We start from the raw sequence: 14,037 nt of genomic DNA on the forward strand, positions 1-14,037 counted from the left end.
AGGACCCTCACTCCACGTCGGTCAGCAGCGCGCCCCGGGCGTCCCGACGGCGGCGCTGCTCGGCCGGGTCGGGCACGGGCACCGCCGCGATGAGCTGCCGCGTGTACTCCTCGCGGGGAGCGTGCAGCACCTCCTGCCGCGTGCCTTCCTCGACGATCCGCCCGTGGCGCATCACGGCGACCCGGTTGGCCAGCGCGTCGACGACGGCCAGGTCGTGGCTGATGAACAGGCAGGCGAACTGCAGGTCGCGCTGCAGCTCGGAGAACAGCTCCAGCACCTTGGCCTGCACCGACACGTCGAGGGCCGAGGTCGGCTCGTCCGCGATGAGCAGGTCGGGGTCGAGCGCCAGGGCGCGGGCGAGGCTGACGCGCTGGCGCTGGCCGCCCGACAGCTCGTGCGGGTAGCGCGTGGCGTACGACGCCGGCAGCTGCACCCGGTCGAGCAGTGCGGCGACCTTGGCCCGCTGGTCGGCGGTCGAGAGCTCGCTCTGCACCTTCAGGGGCTCGGCGACGCACTCGCTGATCGTCAGGTGCGGGTTCAGCGAGGCCGCCGGGTCCTGGAAGACGAAGCCGAAGCGGCCTCGGTGCGGGCGCAGGCGCCGGTCGGACATCGTGGTGATGTCCTCGTCGCCGATGAGCACGGTGCCGTCGCTCGCCTTCTGCAGGCCGACGGCGACGCGCCCGAGGGTCGACTTGCCGCTCCCCGACTCACCGACCAGGCCGAGGACCTCACCGCGCCGCAGGACCAGGTCCACGTCGTCGACGGCACGGAACGACGGCTGACCGAGCCGTCCGGCGAACTCCACGGTGACGCCCTGCATCGTCAGCACCGTCGGCGCGTCGTCCGCCACCGGCGGCGCGCCCGCGCCCTGGCCGAGGTGGGGCACGGCGTCGAGCAGCCGGCGGGTGTACGGGTGGCGTGGCTGGGCGAACAGCCGGTCGACCGGAGCCTGCTCCACGATCTCACCGCGGTACATCACGACGGCGCGGTCCGCGACGTCGGCGACGACCCCCATGTTGTGGGTGATGAGGACGATCGCGGTCCCGAGCCGGTCCCGCAGGTCGAGGAGCAGCTCGATGATGGCGGCCTGCACGGTGACGTCGAGCGCAGTGGTGGGCTCGTCGGCGATGATGACGTCCGGCTCGAGCGCGATCGCCATCGCGATCATCACGCGCTGCTTCTGGCCGCCGGAGAGCTGGTGCGGGTAGTAGTCCACCCGGCGCTCCGGGTCGGGGAGCCCGACCAGGTCCAGGAGCTCGACCGCCCGCGCCCGCGCCTCCTTCTTGGAGACGTCGCGGTGCGTCCGGATCATCTCCACGATCTGCCAGCCGACCGTGTAGACCGGGTCGAGCGCCGTACCGGGCTCCTGGAAGATCATCGACACCTGGTCGCCGCGGACGGCGCGGAGCCTGCGCTCGGACATCCCGATCATCTCGCGCGAGTCGCCCGAGCCGGTCCGCAGCAGGGCCGAGCCCGAGACCACCGCCGTGGAGGGCAGCAGACCCATGACGGCCCGGGAGGTCACCGACTTGCCGGAACCCGACTCGCCGACGACCGCGACCACCTCGCCCGGGGCGATGTCGAAGCTGACGCCCTTGACCGCGTGGACGGGTGCTGCCCCGGTACGGAAGGTGACCGCGAGGTCGGTGAGGCTCAGGGTCGCGACGCGGCGTACGTCCTCGTCCACGGCGGCGGCCTCCTCGGCCACCTCCTCGTCGAGGCCGTCCTCCGCGACCGCCTCGGCGTACTCGGCGCTGATCTCCTCCTCGTCGGAGGTCGTGGTGTCACCGCCGCGCGCCTTGAGGAGCGGGTTGAGCACGTCGTTGAGGCTCTCGCCCACCAAGGTCACGCCCATCACCATGAGGACGATCGCCATGCCGGGGAAGACGCCGGTCCACCAGATGCCGTTGGTCGCGTCCGACATCGCCTTGTTGAGGTCGTAGCCCCACTCCGCAGCCGACGAGGGCTCGATGCCGAAGCCGAGGAAGCCCAGCGCGGCCAGCGTGAGGATGGCCTCGGACGCGTTGAGCGTGGCGATCACGGGCACCGACTGGCGGACGTTGGCGAGGATGTGGCGGAAGAGGATGCGCGGCGTGCGGGTGCCGACGACGCGGGCCGCGTCGACGTACGGCTCGACCTTGACCGCCAGCGTGGCGTTGCGGACGACACGGAAGTACTGCGGGATGAAGACGACCGTCAGCGCGATGGCCGCCGCGAGGATGCCTCCGACCACGCCGGACGAGCCTCCGCCGATCACGATCGCGACCACGATCGCCAGCAGCAGCGACGGGAACGCGTACAGCGCGTCCATCACCAGCACGAGGACGCGGTCCACGGGCCCGGCGAGGAAGCCGGACAGCAGACCGAGCGGCACCCCGATCAGGAGCGAGAAGGAGACCGCGAGCACGATCACCTCGACCGCGGTGCGCGCGCCGTAGATGACACGGGAGAGCACGTCCTGGCCACCCACGGTGGTGCCCCACCAGTGCTCGGCCGACGGCGGCTGCTGCGTACCGAAGGGGACGCCGTCGACACGGGTCTCGTTGAACCCGTACGGCGCCAGCCACGGCGCGAAGATCGCGAGGAAGACGAAGACGGTGACCAGCACGAGGCCGGCGATGAGCATCCCGCGCTGGAGACCGCGGGTGGACTTGAGCAGAGAGATCATCGGGTCTCCTCAGAACCGCACGCGGGGGTCGACGAACGCGACGATGACGTCGATGAGCAGGCTGGCGACCGCCACGATGATGGCGATCAGGGTGACGATGCCCTGGACCGCGATGAAGTCGCGCTTCACCAGGTAGTCCGCCAGCGTGTAGCCGAGCCCCTGCCACTCGAACGTCGTCTCGGTGAGGACCGCGCCGCCGAGCAGCAGCGCCACCTGCAGACCCATCACGGTGACCACGGGCACGAGGGCGTTGCGGTAGGCGTGCTTCTTCACCACGCGGCGCTCGGGGATGCCGCGGGCGCGGGTGGCGGTGACGTGGTCGGTGCGCAGCGTGTCGATCAGGTTGACCCGGACCAGCCGCAGGAAGATGCCGCCGGTCAGCAGGCCCAGCGCGATCGCCGGGAGGATCGCGTGCTTGAGCACGTCCCAGACGTACGCGGGGTCGCCCCAGAGGATCGCGTCGACGATCATGATGTGCGTCTGCGGGTCGACGTCCTGCAGCGCCAGCTCGACCGACGTGCTGGCGCGGCCGGCGACCGGGAGCCCGAGCGGTACGAAGGCCAGCTTGAGCAGCAGCCCCACGAAGAACACCGGGGCGGCGTAGACGAGGATCGAGAAGACGCGCAGCACCGCGTCGGGCCACGTGTCGCGGTGGCGCGCGGCGAGGCGCCCGAGCGGGACCCCGAGCGAGAACGCCACCAGCAGCGCCCAGAAGGCCAGCTCGAGCGTGGCGGCGCCGTTGACGATGAGCACGTCGGAGATCGCCCGGCCGTCGGTCATCGCCGTGCCGAAGTCGCCGTGCAGGATGCCGGTGATGTAGTCCCAGTACTGCTGGAGGATCGGGGCGTCGAGGCCGGCTGCGGCCTTGCGCTCGTCGATCTGCTCCGGCGTGAGCCGCCCGCCCTGCGCGGCGCTGATCGGGTCGCCGATCACCCGCATCAGGAAGAACACGAACGTGACCAGGATCCAGACCATCGGGATCACCAGGGCCACGCGCACGAGGAGGTAGCGGGTCAGCGGGCTCATTCCGCCGGAGCGGGGCCGCGACTGCGGTGCCTCGGGCTGCTCGGGTCCGGTCAGGAGCTCGGTCGTCGCCATCGGCTCAACCTTCCAAGAGAGGTGGTTCTCACTGCTTCGAAGAGGTGCAGACGAGCAGGGGCGAGCCCCGGTCGGAACCGGGACCCGCCCCTCGCTCAGGTGGTGCGCAAACCTCGGGTGCCGTTACTTCGACAGCGAGGTCAGGCGGAACTTGAACGCCGCGTCGAGGGTGTTCTCGACACCCTTGACGTCGTCGGTCGCGACCGCGACCTGCGCACCGGTCAGCAGCGGCAGCGTCGAGATCTGCTCGGCCGCCAGCGTCTGGACCTGTCCGAGGAGCTCCTCGCGCTTGGCCTTGTCGGGCTCGGTGCGCTCCTCGGCGAGGAGCGCGGTCATCTGCGGGTCCTCGTAGTGGTTCTGGACGTAGTTCTCCTTGTCGAAGAACGGCGTCACGTAGTTGTCGCCGTCAGGGAAGTCCGGGAACCAGCCGAGCTGGTAGACCGGGTACGAGTCCTTGACGCGCTCCTCGGTGTAGGTCGTCCACTCCGACGCCTGGAGGTTGACCTTGAAGAGGCCGGTGTCCTCGAGCTGACGCTTGACCTCGTTGTACTCCTGGTCGGAGCTGTCGCCGTAGTGGTCCGGGTTGTACTGGATGTTGAGCGTCACCGGCGTGGTGACCCCGGCGTCGGTGAGGAGCTTCTCGGCCGCGGCCTTGTCCGGCTTCTCGCCGTACATCTCCTTGAACGGCTCGGTCGCGCCGGGCAGCCCCTGCGGGATCGGCGAGTACGCCGGCGTGTAGGTGCCCTTGTAGACCTGCTCGGACAGCGCGTCGCGGTCCAGCGAGGAGGCGACCGCCTTGCGGATCGCGAGCTTCTGGGCGTCGGTGTCGCCCGGCATCGTCTTGAGGTTGAAGACGATGTAGCGGAGCTCGCCGCCGGCGCCCTTGTGGACGGTGACGCCGTCGGTGCCCTCGAGGCTCTCGATGTCGGTCGGCGTCAGCGAGCGCCACGCGACGTCGATGTTCTTCTTCTCGATGTCGAGCTTGAGGTTGTTGCTGTCGGTGTAGGTCTTCAGCGTGACCGTGTCGACCTGCGGGTCGTTGTAGGCACCGTCGTAGTCGTCGTTCGCCTTGAACTCGGCGAGCTGACCCTTCTGGTACTTCCCGATCGTGTACGGGCCGGAGAAGCCCTGGGCCTTCACGGCCTCCTCGTCGCTGAGCGGCTTGTCCGCCGGGTAGGTCTGCTCGTCGACGATCGGTCCGGCCGAGGTGACGAGGACCTGCGGGAACGTCTGGTCGTCGGGCGACTTCAGCGTGAAGACCACGGTCTTGTCGTCCTTGGCCTCGACCTTCGCCATGTTGACGAGCAGCGAGGCGGGACCGTTCGGGTCGTTGATGTCCACGATGCGCTGGAACGAGAACGCCACCGACTTGGCCGTCAGCGGGTTGCCGTTGGCGAACGTGAGGCCGTCCTTCATCGTGCAGGTGTACGTCGTCGGCGTGTCGAACTCGCACTTCTCCGCCGCGTCGGGCTGGGGCTCGGTCTCGCCCTCGGGGAAGTTCAGCAGGTACTGGTAGACCTGCGTCTGGATCATCAGCGAGCCGTTGTCGTACGAGGCGGCCGGGTCGATCGAGACGACCTTGTCGGTCGTGCCGACGACGAGGCTCTCGCCGCCCGAGCTCGAGTCATCGTCGCTGTTGTTGCCGGCACCGCACGCCGAGGCGCCCAGGGCCAGGGCCGTCGCACCAGCGAGCGCCGCTGCTGCTCTCAGCTTGTTCACGTCGTTCTCCTCGTGTCGGAGGGGCGCGGCCGAAGGATTTCGCGCTCGGCCGCCCCGCGTCGGTAAGGATGTCCGCATGGCGGACAGCCGGTCGGCACGCTACTCCTGCCTGGGGCGTCCACCTAGGACGGACGCCCAACCTTCACGCGACTGTTATCTAGACCGTGAGGCGTCGCGGGCCCGACGCGAAGGCCCGCCGTGGGGTCCCGCCCGTTACGCTGGGAAGGGCGAATCCTCCGCCTTCCGTCCCGTCGCCGCGCTCCAGGAGACCGCTCGATGACCACGAACCAGCCGTCCGCGCTGAACCAGACCCTCGCCGAGTTCGACCCCGAGGTCGCGGCCGCCATCGACGCCGAGCTCGGTCGCCAGCAGGGGACGCTGGAGATGATCGCGTCGGAGAACTTCGCTCCGCTCGGCGTCCTCCAGGCGCAGGGCAGCGTGATGACCAACAAGTACGCGGAGGGCTACCCCGGCAAGCGCTACTACGGCGGCTGCGAGTTCGTCGACATCACCGAGAACCTCGCGATCGACCGTCTGAAGGCGCTGTTCGGGGCGGCGTACGCCAACGTCCAGCCGCACTCCGGTGCCCAGGCCAACGCCTCGGCCATGCACGCCCTGATCAAGCCGGGCGACACGATCCTCGGTCTCGACCTCGCGCACGGCGGCCACCTGACCCACGGCATGCGGATCAACTTCTCCGGCAAGCTCTACAACGTCGTGGCCTACCACGTCCGCGACGAGGACCACCGCGTCGACATGGACGAGGTCCGTCGCCTGGCTCACGAGCACCGCCCGCAGCTGATCATCGCCGGCTGGTCGGCGTACCCGCGTCAGCTCGACTTCGCCGAGTTCCGCGCCATCGCCGACGAGGTCGACGCCAAGCTCATGGTCGACATGGCCCACTTCGCGGGTCTGGTCGCGGCCGGCCTCCACCCGAGCCCCCTCCCGCACGCGCACGTCGTCACCTCGACGACGCACAAGACCCTCGGCGGCCCGCGCGGCGGCGTGATCCTCACCAACGACGAGGAGATCGGCAAGAAGATCCGCTCGGCGGTCTTCCCGGGCCAGCAGGGCGGTCCGCTCGAGCACGTCATCGCCGCGAAGGCGGTCGCGTTCAAGATGGCGGCCCAGCCGGAGTTCAAGGACCGGCAGGAGCGCACGCTCGAGGGCGCCCGCATCCTCGCCGAGCGTCTCACCGCCGAGGACATGAAGAACGCCGGCGTGAGCGTCCTCACCGGCGGCACCGAGGTGCACCTGGTCCTGGTCGACCTGCGCGACTCCACGCTCGACGGCCAGCAGGCCGAGGACCGCCTCCACGAGGTCGGGATCACGGTCAATCGCAACGCCGTCCCCAACGACCCGCGGCCGCCCATGGTCACCTCGGGCCTGCGGATCGGCACGCCGGCGCTCGCGACCCGTGGCTTCGGGGCCGAGGAGTTCCGCGAGGTCGCCGACATCATCGCGGAGGCGCTCCAGCCCGAGCTGGCCGACGCCGAGTCGCTCCGCAAGCGGGTCGCCGTGCTCGCCGACCGGTTCCCGCTCTACCCGTCGCTGGCGCCGCTGGCGTGACTCCGTCACCGCCCGGTCGCCCCGACGCCACCCGTCCCGCCGTGGGATGGCTGTCGCCACGGCTGTGGGGACTCCACGTCCTCGTCGTGGCGGCGGTCGCCTTCACGGTCTCGATGGGGCTGTGGCAGATGGGCGTGTACGACGACCGCCGCGCGGAGGCGCAGCACGACCAGGGCACCGTCGCCGTCGCGCCCGTCCAGGACGTGCTCGGACCGGACGACCCGTTCACGACGTCGGCGGACTTCCGCACGGTGACCGTGACGGGCACCTACGCGCCGGCCGAGGAGCAGGTGTGGGTGTCCGGTCGCGAGCAGGACGGCCGGGACGGCTACTGGCTCGTGGCGCCGGTCCTCGTCGACGGCGTACCGACGTCGTCCGACCGGCCCGCGGCGCTCCTCGTGGTCCGCGGGTGGTCGCCGGACGCGGGCGCCCTCCCCGCGGTCCCGGACGGTGAGGTCGCGATCGAGGCGGTGCTCCAGGCCGGGGACGCCCGCGGCTTCGGGTTCGACGAGGAGGCCCGCGTCATCGACGGCGTCCGGATCCCGCGCCTGGTCAACGTCATGCCGTACGACCTCTACGGCGGCTACGGCATCGTGACGGCGCAGGAGCCCGCCGACCCCGCCGGCCTGGCTCCGGCGGTCGTGCCCGAGCCGACGCAGGACGGCACCGCGGGGCTGCGCAACCTCTTCTACGCGATCGAGTGGTGGATCTTCGGCGCGTTCGCGATCTTCATGTGGTGGCGGATGTGCCAGGACATCCGGCGCGAGGGCGGGGTGACTCAACCGCGCGTGCCGGCGGCCAAGCGCGCCGCTCAGGAGGCGGCGCGTGCCCGTGCTCACGCCCGCGAGGAGCAGGACCGGACGTCGTCGTCGGTGCGTTGAGGCCCGCAGGTACGCTCGAAGGCGTGCCCAAGACACTCACCGCCTACCGGGTCCTCGCGCTCGTCGTCAGCTTCTTCGTGATCGCCGTCGTCGGTGGCTGGATCATCAAGATGGTCGTCGACGAGGGCGGCACCCTGTACGACATCGGTGAGTTCACCGCGTCGATCTCCCCGATCCACGGCGTGTTCTACATGGTCCTGCTGGTGATCACGGCCGTGCTCTCCCGCCAGGCGGGATGGAGCGTCGGCTTCACCGTCACGACGATGATCCTCGCCACGATCCCGTTCGTGTCGTTCTGGGCCGAGCACCGCGCGACGCAGCACACCAAGGAGCTGTGGGCCTCGTACGAGGCGGAGGCCGAGGCGGCCGCGGCGCAGTAGCGGGCCGGCCTCAGCGGCCGACGTACGTCGCCTTGCCGGGCCCGTCCTCGAGGAACGAACGGATCGCCGTCCGCATGTCCTCGGTGTCGTAGAGCGCCGCCGCGATCGACGTGATCTCGGCGTCCGCCGCAGCGACCCCGCCACGCTCGACCGCGCGCAGGACCTCCTTCGTGGCGGCGTGGGCGCGGGTCGGGCCGGAGGCGAGCGACGTGACGAGCGCATTCACGGCGTCGTCGAGCTCGTCGACGGGATGCACGCGGTTGACCACGCCCCACTGCTCGAGGGTCGCGGCGTCGTACAGGTCGCCCGTCATCACGAACTCCTTGGCCCGGCCGATGCCGGCGCGCGAGGCGAGGCGCTGCGTGCCGCCCATCGTCGGGGTCAGGCCGACGACCTTCTCGACCAGACCGAACTTCGCCCGGTCGGAGGCGACGACGATGTCGCAGGCGAGCGCGACCTCGAGCGCCCACGTCAGGCAGAGCGCGTGCGCGGCGAACACGACGGGGTAGTCGAGCGCGGCGATGCGCAGCGGCAGCTCGAGCATCCGGTCGAAGAGGACCTTGCCCTCGGCCGGCGAGGTCTGGGCGTCGAAGAGGGAGACGTCGACGCCGCCGGAGACGACCTTGCCCTCGGCGCGGATCAGCAGCGCGCGAGGGGGCTGGGCCGCGAGCTCGTCGAGGGCGTCCTCGAACGCCTGGTGGAGCTCCAGCGAGTACAGGTTGACCGGCGGCGCCGCGAAGGTGAGGATCGCGGCGCCGCTCGGTTCGCGCGTGAGGGTGACGGACACCCTCAGATCTTGTCGGACGACGACTCCGGTCCCGTACGGGGGTCGCCCTCGGACGGGGCGACGACGTCCTCGTCGAGTCCCTCCGGCGGCTGCGCTGCCGACGGGCTGGGCGGAGTGGCGGTCGCCGCGTTGGGACGGATCGGCTCCGGCGGCGGGGGCGGCGGGGTGTAGCTGCCGCCCGACGGCGGGGCCGTCATCTTCTTGACCGCGAACGCGATCGCCCCGCCGATGGCGGCGAGGAAGAACAGCTTGCGTACGCGGTGCTTCTTCTTCTTGGGCTCCTGGAGGTCCTCCGCGTCGGCGTCGGCCTGTTCCTTGGCCTTCGCTGCGGCAGCGGCAGCGGCCACCGCCGCGAGCTCGGCCGCACGCTTGCGAGCCTTCTTGGCCTTGCGTCGGGACAGCTCGGTGGCCTCCTTGGCACGCACCTGCGTGTCGGCGACCGTCTGAGCCACGACCGGGGCGGCCGCTTCGCGGGCCTCCTCGATCTTCGGCCCGACTGTGCTGGCGAGGGAGTCCGCCGCGTCGGAGACCGTCTGGGAGGCACTCTCCCAGAGCTCTCCGGCCTTCTCGGCAAGCACCTCGCCCTTGGACTTCTTCTTGCGCAGCAACATGGTTGGCCTTCCATGGACAACGGTGTCTTGCGCTCCACCGTACCGACGTCGCGGTCACCTCGCTGATGGCTGAACGTTGGGACCCGCATGGGAGGATGGGAGCGCAGGAACAACGAACGAGAGGCAATCGTGGCTGACCAGTCGACCGTGACGCTGAAGACCAACCGTGGCGACATCGCCATCCGGCTCTTCCCCAACCACGCTCCGAAGACCGTGGACAACTTCGTCGGCCTCGCGACCGGCACCAAGACGTGGCGCGACCCCGAGACGGGCGCCGAGCGCAACGATCCGTTCTACGACGGGACGACCTTCCACCGCGTGATCGACAGCTTCATGATCCAGGGCGGTGACCCGCTCGGCACCGGCACCGGCGGCCCGGGCTACCAGTTCGAGGACGAGTTCCACCCGGAGCTGCAGTTCGACCGCCCCTACCTGCTCGCGATGGCCAACGCGGGTCCGGGCACCAACGGCTCGCAGTTCTTCATCACGACGGTGCCGACGCCGCACCTGAACCGTCGCCACACGATCTTCGGCGAGGTCGTCGACGACGAGAGCAAGGCCGTCGTGGACGCGATCGGCACGACGAAGACGGGTCGCATGGATCGTCCCGTCGAGCCCGTCGTGATCGAGTCGGTCGTCGTCACCGAGGGCTGAGCACCTCCGTCGATGACCCAACCCCCGTACGACGCCGGGGCGGCGCCTCAGCAGGTGCCGCCCCGGTGCTACCGACATCCCGATCGGGAGACCTACATCGCCTGTCAGCGGTGCGGTCGGCCGATCTGCCCCGACTGCATGCACCCGGCGTCGGTCGGCTACCAGTGCCCGGACTGCGTCCGGCAGGGCCAGGCGCAGGTTCGCCAGGCTCGGACGTCCGCAGGCGGCCTGATCCCCGGCAAGCCGGGCACGGTCTCGCTCACCCTGATCGGCATCAACGTCGTCGCGTACCTCGCGATGGTGGCGACCGGCGGTCTCGGCGACAGTCCCCTGTGGGCATGGGGCGTCATGCTCGGCGACTCGGCCGTCTACCAGACCGCTGACGGCATCGAGCTCCTGCGTGGTGTCGCCGACGGTGCCTACTGGCGGCTTCTGACGGCGGCGTTCCTCCACGCCGGGATCCTGCACATCGCGTTCAACATGTACGCGCTGTACCTCTTCGGACCTGTCCTGGAGCGCTATCTCGGCACGGTGCGCTACCTCATCGCCTACCTCACGTCCGCGGTCGCGGCGTCGGTGTTCGTGTACGTCCTCTCGCCGCCCAACCAGCCGACGCTGGGGGCCTCCGGTGCGATCTTCGCGCTGTTCGGGATGGCGCTGGTCATCATGTTCAAGCAGGGTCAGGACGTCCGTGGGCTGCTGATGCTGGTCGGGATCAACGTCGTGATCACGTTCGCGGTGCCCAACATCAGCTGGCAGGGGCACCTCGGGGGCTTCGTCGCCGGCCTGCTCCTCGGCGCCGCCTTCGCGTACGCGCCGCGCGCACGCCGCACGCTGGTCCAGTACGCGGCGTTCGGGGTCATCTGGGTCGCGATCGTCGTCGTGACGGCGCTGCGGACGCTTCAGCTGAACTAGCGCGCAAGAGGTAGGTGGACATCGGCCCCTTGCCCTTCACCTCGATCGTTCCCCGCGGCTGCGCGAGGAACTGCGGGCCGAGCGCGGACGCCACCCGGGCCGTGACCTGGATCTCGCCCGGGACCCCGTGCGACTCCATCCGGCTCGCGGTGTTCACCGTGTCGCCCCACAGGTCGTAGATGAACTTCCGTCGGCCGATCACGCCCGCGACGACCGGTCCGGTGTCGATCCCGATGCGGACGTCGAGCCACTCTTGCCCGGTCCCGGCGGCGATGTCCGCGATCTGGTCCTGCATGGCGAGGGCGGTACGGGCGACGGCCTGCACGTGGTCCGCCCGCTCGACCGGCAGTCCGCCTGCCACCATGTAGGCGTCACCGATGGTCTTGATCTTCTCCAGGCCCTCCTCGTCGACGAGCCGGTCGAACGCCGAGAAGATCCGGTCGAGAAGGGCGACGAGCTCGGCGGGCTCGATGGCCGCCGCGTGGCTGGTGAAGCCGACCAGGTCGGCGAAGAGCACCGTCACGTCGTCGTAGTGGTCCGCGATCACGCCCGTGCCACTCTTCAGCCGCTCCGCGATCGGCTGGGGAAGGACGTTCAGGAGGAGACGTTCGGAACGCTCCCGCTCGGCCTGGAGCGCGCGATGGGCTCGCGCTCGCTGGTCGACGAAGTAGGCGAGCATCACCCACGCGCTCACCGTGACCCCCGTGACGTTCAGGACGAAGAGCGAGATCACGAACGCCGGAGCGAGGTCGCTCGCGTCGCGGGAGAGCACGGGGTCGAGCAGCGCGAGGGCGACGAGCTCGACGAGGAACGCGGCCAGCCATGGCGCAGAGCGACGGATCCCCAGCAGCGCAAGAGCGGCGAGCGGGACGAAGATCGCCCACAGGACCACTCCTCCCGAGGCCACGACACCACCGAGCGAGGCCTGCAGAAGCACCGGGAACGTGAGCATGACGAGGAGCTGCGTGGTCCTGAAGATGTCGAACCGGCGGGTGCGTGTCAGCACGACGAGCCCCACCACCGTGATGACCTGGTAGGCGGCCGGCACCGCCGCCGACCGTGGGTCGCCGAGCGCGAGAAGGCTCACCACCCAGATGAAGGAGAGGAGGGCGATCAGCACCGAGGCGAAGATCAGGGTGCCGCAGCGCAGTCGCTCGTCGCGCGACGCGTCCGGCCGCGCACCGAGGCGGGACAGCTGCTCGAGCAGACCGACGAGCCGCTGCTGCCATCCGCGCAGCCACGGGTCGGCGACGACATCGGATGGGGTCACCCGGCGATCCTCGTGGTGAGACGCTGACGATCTTGGCGTCAACGATGATGCCCTGTCCCGATGCCGAGGTCGCCCTCCTTGCATCCGAGGCAGGGCGAGCCGGGCGACTACTCCGCGCGCTCGGCGTACTGCAGGTCGACCGTGCCGGAGTAGGCCGGGGCGACGATCTCGGACTTCGCGGAGATCGCGAGCCCGAGCTGGTAGCGCTCGGCATACTCACGGTAGGTCTCGACCGCCCCCGAGCGGTCGAGTCCCGCGTAGAGGTCGCTGACGTCGCCGACCGCCTCGATCACGTACGGCGGTGAGTAGGGGACGCCGTTGAGGATGACGGAGTTGCCGACGCACTTGATGCCGGTGGTGGAGATCAGACGCTGGCCCTGCAGCGTGATCGCGCTGGCGCCGCCCTCCCACAGCGCGTTGACGAACGCCTGGATGTCCTGCTGGTGCACGACGAGGAGGTTGGGGTCGAGCCCCGGCTCGTCGACGTCGCGCGGGGCGTCTTCGAGGGACACCCGCATGCCGGGCCCGCTCACCTCGGTGAAGCCGGCCGGACCGCGCAGCGCGCGGACCTCGCTCCGCGCCGTCGACACCTCACGGGTCTCGACGTCCTCGGTCAGCGTCTCGATCTGGGAGCTGAGGTCGTCCACGACCTGCTGCTGCGACGCGACCTTGTCGCGCCGCTGCTCGAGGAGCGTCGGGAGGTCGGTCCCCTCGCTGCGGAGGTCGTCGCCCTCGGAGCTGATGGCACTGGTGACGAAGAGGACGCCGGCGAGCGCGGTCGTGACGGGAACGGCGATCCACCACGGGCTCCTCTGCCACAGAGGAGGCCGTGGTCGAGGCGTCTCCGCCTGCCCGTCCTGGACCGTCACGGGTGCTCTCCTTCTCGACCGCGAGGTGCGCCGACTACGCTAGCCGACAGAAACAACTGTTGATGCCGTCCCGGTGCTGGGGCGTGCCCGTCCTGTCGAGGTGTCCTGAGTGTCCGAAGCCGAGTCCAACAAGTCCGCAGCGCGCTCGGGCAACCCTGCGAAGCGCGAGGCTGCGGCTGAGGCCGCCGAGAGTCGCCGCAAGCCCGTGAAGCCCGTCAAGATCGGCAACCGCTGGGCCGCCCCGTTGATGATCGCGTGCGCCGTGATCGGCCTGCTGTGGATCGTCGCGTTCTACACCGCGGGCAACGACATCCCCGTGATGAAGGATCTCGAGAGCTGGAACCTCGTGATCGGCATGGGCTTCATCGTCGCCGCCTTCGGCTTCGCGATGAAGTGGGAGTGAGCCGTCCACACCTGACGCGACCGGAATGACACCGGTGTAGTTCTCCACACTGGGGATAACCCCTGTGGAAGACGGAAGGCCCTGGGTTCGCACGAACCCAGGGCCTTCGTCGTCGTGGGCAGGTGGGCAAGTGGGTTGAAACCGTCGTGAAAGGGACCGGCGCGACGCTGCTCGACGAGACGCACGATCGTGCGTCCCGACGAGAGGAGCAGA

General features: G+C 69.9%; 13 protein-coding genes. 6 read left to right on the forward strand and 7 right to left on the reverse strand.

Going from position 1 to position 14,037, the window contains the following annotated elements; genetic code table 11:
• Positions 1-7 precede the first annotated feature (7 nt).
• From ACQSSQ_RS16540 to ACQSSQ_RS16550, 3 genes are all read right to left on the reverse strand, one after another.
• A complete protein-coding gene (locus ACQSSQ_RS16540) occupies positions 8-2,668 on the reverse strand; it encodes a dipeptide ABC transporter ATP-binding protein (protein ID WP_431328209.1) in 2,661 nt (886 codons plus the stop codon).
• Positions 2,669-2,677: 9 nt separating this feature from the next.
• Positions 2,678-3,766 (reverse strand): ABC transporter permease, encoded by a 1,089-nt coding sequence (locus ACQSSQ_RS16545; RefSeq protein ID WP_431328210.1) that lies wholly within the window; start codon positions 3,764-3,766, stop codon positions 2,678-2,680.
• Between the two features lie 123 nt (positions 3,767-3,889).
• Positions 3,890-5,485 (reverse strand): ABC transporter substrate-binding protein, encoded by a 1,596-nt coding sequence (locus tag ACQSSQ_RS16550; protein WP_431328211.1) that lies wholly within the window; start codon positions 5,483-5,485, stop codon positions 3,890-3,892.
• A 276-nt stretch (positions 5,486-5,761) separates the two neighbouring features.
• On the opposite strand from ACQSSQ_RS16550, the gene glyA reads away from it, so the two are divergent.
• From glyA to ACQSSQ_RS16565, 3 genes are read left to right on the forward strand one after another with little or no spacing between them, the layout of a single operon-like run.
• Complete coding sequence (gene glyA / locus ACQSSQ_RS16555) at positions 5,762-7,054, forward strand: serine hydroxymethyltransferase (protein ID WP_431328212.1); 1,293 nt, start codon at positions 5,762-5,764, stop codon at positions 7,052-7,054.
• Positions 7,051-7,935, forward strand: coding sequence for an SURF1 family protein (locus ACQSSQ_RS16560; protein WP_431328213.1), 885 nt, complete (start codon positions 7,051-7,053; stop codon positions 7,933-7,935). Before glyA ends, ACQSSQ_RS16560 begins: the two co-directional genes overlap by 4 nt.
• 23 nt (positions 7,936-7,958) lie before the next feature.
• Positions 7,959-8,315, forward strand: coding sequence for a DUF3817 domain-containing protein (locus ACQSSQ_RS16565; RefSeq protein WP_431328214.1), 357 nt, complete (start codon positions 7,959-7,961; stop codon positions 8,313-8,315).
• A gap of 10 nt (positions 8,316-8,325) precedes the next feature.
• On the opposite strand, the gene ACQSSQ_RS16570 is transcribed toward ACQSSQ_RS16565, so the two are convergent.
• Positions 8,326-9,102: an enoyl-CoA hydratase/isomerase family protein gene (locus ACQSSQ_RS16570; protein ID WP_431328215.1), complete on the reverse strand. Its 777-nt coding sequence runs from the start codon at positions 9,100-9,102 to the stop codon at positions 8,326-8,328.
• A 2-nt stretch (positions 9,103-9,104) separates the two neighbouring features.
• A complete protein-coding gene (locus tag ACQSSQ_RS16575) occupies positions 9,105-9,713 on the reverse strand; it encodes a hypothetical protein (protein ID WP_431328216.1) in 609 nt (202 codons plus the stop codon).
• Positions 9,714-9,842: 129 nt separating this feature from the next.
• Here ACQSSQ_RS16575 and ACQSSQ_RS16580 point away from each other — a divergent pair, with 129 nt between their 5' ends.
• Together ACQSSQ_RS16580 and ACQSSQ_RS16585 are read left to right on the forward strand one after the other, a co-directional pair.
• Entirely contained in the window at positions 9,843-10,367 is a 525-nt protein-coding gene (locus ACQSSQ_RS16580; RefSeq protein WP_431328217.1) for a peptidylprolyl isomerase, read from the forward strand.
• A 12-nt stretch (positions 10,368-10,379) separates the two neighbouring features.
• A complete protein-coding gene (locus ACQSSQ_RS16585) occupies positions 10,380-11,282 on the forward strand; it encodes a rhomboid family intramembrane serine protease (RefSeq protein WP_431328218.1) in 903 nt (300 codons plus the stop codon).
• Here ACQSSQ_RS16585 and ACQSSQ_RS16590 read toward each other — a convergent pair.
• Together ACQSSQ_RS16590 and ACQSSQ_RS16595 are read right to left on the reverse strand one after the other, a co-directional pair.
• Entirely contained in the window at positions 11,227-12,552 is a 1,326-nt protein-coding gene (locus tag ACQSSQ_RS16590; RefSeq protein WP_431328219.1) for an adenylate/guanylate cyclase domain-containing protein, read from the reverse strand. The genes ACQSSQ_RS16585 and ACQSSQ_RS16590 overlap by 56 nt on opposite strands.
• Positions 12,553-12,659: 107 nt before the next feature.
• Positions 12,660-13,421, reverse strand: a complete 762-nt coding sequence (locus ACQSSQ_RS16595) for a DUF881 domain-containing protein (protein WP_431328220.1) — start codon at positions 13,419-13,421, stop codon at positions 12,660-12,662.
• Between the two features lie 109 nt (positions 13,422-13,530).
• Between ACQSSQ_RS16595 and ACQSSQ_RS16600 the strand changes: the two genes are divergently transcribed.
• Complete coding sequence (locus ACQSSQ_RS16600) at positions 13,531-13,824, forward strand: cell division protein CrgA (protein WP_431328221.1); 294 nt, start codon at positions 13,531-13,533, stop codon at positions 13,822-13,824.
• Positions 13,825-14,037 lie beyond the last annotated feature (213 nt).

The sequence above is a fragment of the Mumia spirodelae genome (genome assembly GCF_050632745.1).
Taxonomy (GTDB): Bacteria; Actinomycetota; Actinomycetes; order Propionibacteriales; family Nocardioidaceae; genus Mumia.

Excerpts from the sequence above, each read along its gene's own strand:
- glyA (WP_431328212.1), top strand. The coding sequence starts at position 5,762 with ATGACCACGAACCAGCCGTCCGCGCTGAACCAGACCCTCGCCGAGTTC.
- ACQSSQ_RS16575 (WP_431328216.1), bottom strand. The coding sequence starts at position 9,713 with ATGTTGCTGCGCAAGAAGAAGTCCAAGGGCGAGGTGCTTGCCGAGAAG.
- ACQSSQ_RS16540 (WP_431328209.1), bottom strand. The coding sequence starts at position 2,668 with ATGATCTCTCTGCTCAAGTCCACCCGCGGTCTCCAGCGCGGGATGCTC.
- ACQSSQ_RS16545 (WP_431328210.1), bottom strand. The coding sequence starts at position 3,766 with ATGGCGACGACCGAGCTCCTGACCGGACCCGAGCAGCCCGAGGCACCG.
- ACQSSQ_RS16585 (WP_431328218.1), top strand. The coding sequence starts at position 10,380 with ATGACCCAACCCCCGTACGACGCCGGGGCGGCGCCTCAGCAGGTGCCG.